Below are 2,438 nucleotides of genomic sequence, written 5' to 3'. Positions count from 1 at the left end.
ATCGTCGCCGATGGCCCGCGCGATGCCGTGCTGAAAAGCCTCGCTGCTGGAGCTCCAGTATGAGCAACCTGTCTGATCGCGTGCTCGCCATGGGCCTGAAGGAACGGGATTTCCCCAGCCTGCTGCTGTGGACCGTCGTGGCGCTGACGACGGCGGCGCTGCTGTGGGCGGCTCTGGCCCGGCTGGAAGTGGTGATCGCCGGGACCGGCCGCGTCATTCCGGCTTCGCAGCTGCAGATCCTTTCGAACCTCGAAGGCGGAACCTTGTCTCGCATCGTGGTGAAGCCCGGGCAGAAAGTGGCGGCCGGGCAATTGCTGATGCAGCTTGATCCGGTGCTGCGAGCCTCTGATGCCGCCGTTGGCCAGGCCAGTGTTGACGCGCTGTCGGTGCGCGCTGCGCGCCTTTCTGCCGAAGCCCGCGGGCAGCGGCCCAGCATCGACATGCCGGGCGTTGATCCCGCCGTTGTGGCCACCGAACTGGCGCTGGCGCGCAGTGACAGCATCGCGCTGGGCACCGAACGATCGATGGCGCTGGCCCGCCAGGAACAGGCCAGCCGCGCCGCGGCCGAAGCCGACGCCACGCTGCGGCAAAAGCAGGAGGCGCTGCGTCTGGCCCAACGCGAAGAAACCGTGATGCGCCCGCTGGTCGAACAGGGCGCCGAACCGGGGCTGACTCTGGATCGGGTTACCAGCCAGCGCGTGCAGGCCGAATCTGGTGTGAGGGCTGCCGACGAAAATCTGCGCCGGGCTCGCGCCGCCGTCTCCGAAGCGCGCCGCGGCGTGTGGTCGGTGGATACGAAATTCCGCAACCGCGCCGCCGAGGCGCTGGCCACCACCCAGGCCGAACTTGCCGGCCGCAGCGGCCAGCAGCCGGCGTTGAAAGATCGATTGAGCCGTACCGAAGTGCGGGCGCCGGTGGCCGGCATCATCAGCCGTTTGCGCGTCACCACGCCGGGATCGGCCGTCGGCCCCGGCGAGCCGCTGGTGGAACTGGTGCCAGCCGGCGACAAATTGCTGGTCGAAGCCCGGGTGTCGCCGGCCGACATCGGTTTCGTTGCCAACGGCCAAAAGGCGCGGGTGCGGGTTTCGGCCTATGATTACAGCATCTATGGCGCGCTCGACGGCGTGGTGCAGAACGTGGCGCCTGATGCCGTGGTGGATGAACGCACCGGCGAAGTGCATTTCCTGGTGCGCATTGCCCTGCCCGGCAATTGCTTCCCGACCGAAAATGCCGGCTGCCTGCCGCTGGGACCGGGCATGCTGGCCGATGTCAGCCTGTTGGGGCCAAAACGGTCTGTCCTGTCTTACCTGCTCAGCCCGCTGACGCAGATTTCGAGCAGTGCCTTCCGCGAGAAATGACGCGCGATCAGGCGTTGGCCTCAGGCGTTGGTCTCAGGCGTCTGGGCGATATTCCAGCAGATCACCCACCGTGCAGCCCAGCGCGGCACACAGGCGCGCGAGCACATCAAGGTCCACCCGATCAGCTTCGTCATGGTACATCCGGGTTAGTGTGCCGCGGCTGATCCCGGTCTGGCGGGCCAGTTCCGTAATCTTCAATCGGCGTTCGCCCAAGCGCACCGACAGCATTGAACGCACCGGCATTTACGTCTCCCTCGCACCAACCCGCAAACCCCATGATGCGTCCCCGACCAGAAGTGCATTATAGAGAGCGTTATGACTTCCATTGATTACAATAATCACTCTAATGTGAACATCATCTGACAAGACAACGGCCCAACGCGGTCATGTTCACAAATATATGCACAGTTCAATGTTACAATATTATGAACCTTACTATAGCGATCTCTACTGAATCCATGTGTGCAGCTTTCAGTGCCCGTCCATTCCGGATACACCCAGTAACGCGCAAATTACATATCCATGGCAATGCCGCCTACCGGCTGCCTTTACGGCTCGCCGGCAGTTGGCCTGCGCCGCAATATGCGACCGCAGTTGCAGCAGTGGGCAATCAGTTGCAGCGGGTTGCCGCCGCCGCACCGGGCAGCAGCGGCAACCACGGCCGGCTATGGCAGCCGGGTCAGCGGCTTCAGCCCTGCCGTCTGCAGCGCGGCATTGGCGGCCGGCAGATCAGCCAGCGCCGTCTCAAGTGCCTGCACCTGCCGCGCCAACTGGCCCGACAGATCGGCAAAAACCAGGCGCGCCCCATCAGTGGGCGGCGCATCGGCGCTGTCGATCACGCCGATCAGCCCGGCCAGCTTGTCGTTGAGCTTGATCGGATAGTTGAGCGGGTCCTGCCGGCTCTGGTTCTTCACCTGATAAAGCTCGGCTTCCACGGTCGCCAGCGTGGCCAGCAGCGTGGTGACCGCGGCGGGCAGCGTCTTGCCGGCCTTGGTCTGCGCCTCTGCCTGGGCCCGCAGGCCGCGCACCTGCAGCACGGCCTTGTTGGCCTCGCCCACCTTGGCCGATACCGCTTGTGCC

Annotated in this window: 2 protein-coding genes and 1 pseudogene; 1 reads left to right on the top strand and 2 read right to left on the bottom strand. The window is 64.8% G+C overall.

Going from position 1 to position 2,438, the window contains the following annotated elements; all coding sequences use genetic code 11:
• The first annotated feature begins 59 nt into the window (after positions 1-59).
• The gene (locus RMO81_RS08115; protein ID WP_310475319.1) at positions 60-1,358 is read left to right on the top strand and encodes an HlyD family type I secretion periplasmic adaptor subunit; all 1,299 of its coding nucleotides are present in this window, start codon (positions 60-62) and stop codon (positions 1,356-1,358) included.
• 33 nt (positions 1,359-1,391) lie between these two features.
• Here RMO81_RS08115 and RMO81_RS08110 read toward each other — a convergent pair whose 3' ends face one another.
• Together RMO81_RS08110 and RMO81_RS08105 are read right to left on the bottom strand one after the other, a co-directional pair.
• On the bottom strand, positions 1,392-1,601 hold the full coding sequence (locus tag RMO81_RS08110; protein ID WP_310475318.1) for a helix-turn-helix transcriptional regulator: 210 nt from the start codon (positions 1,599-1,601) through the stop codon (positions 1,392-1,394).
• Between the two features lie 422 nt (positions 1,602-2,023).
• A pseudogene (locus RMO81_RS08105) lies at positions 2,024-2,438 on the bottom strand (glycosyl hydrolase); the annotation flags it as partial.

It is taken from the genome of Sandarakinorhabdus sp. (assembly GCF_031422795.1).
Classification (GTDB): domain Bacteria; phylum Pseudomonadota; class Alphaproteobacteria; order Sphingomonadales; family Sphingomonadaceae; genus Sandarakinorhabdus.
The sequence above is the reverse complement of the archived record's forward strand: the minus strand, read 5'-3'. Positions and strand labels throughout refer to the sequence as shown.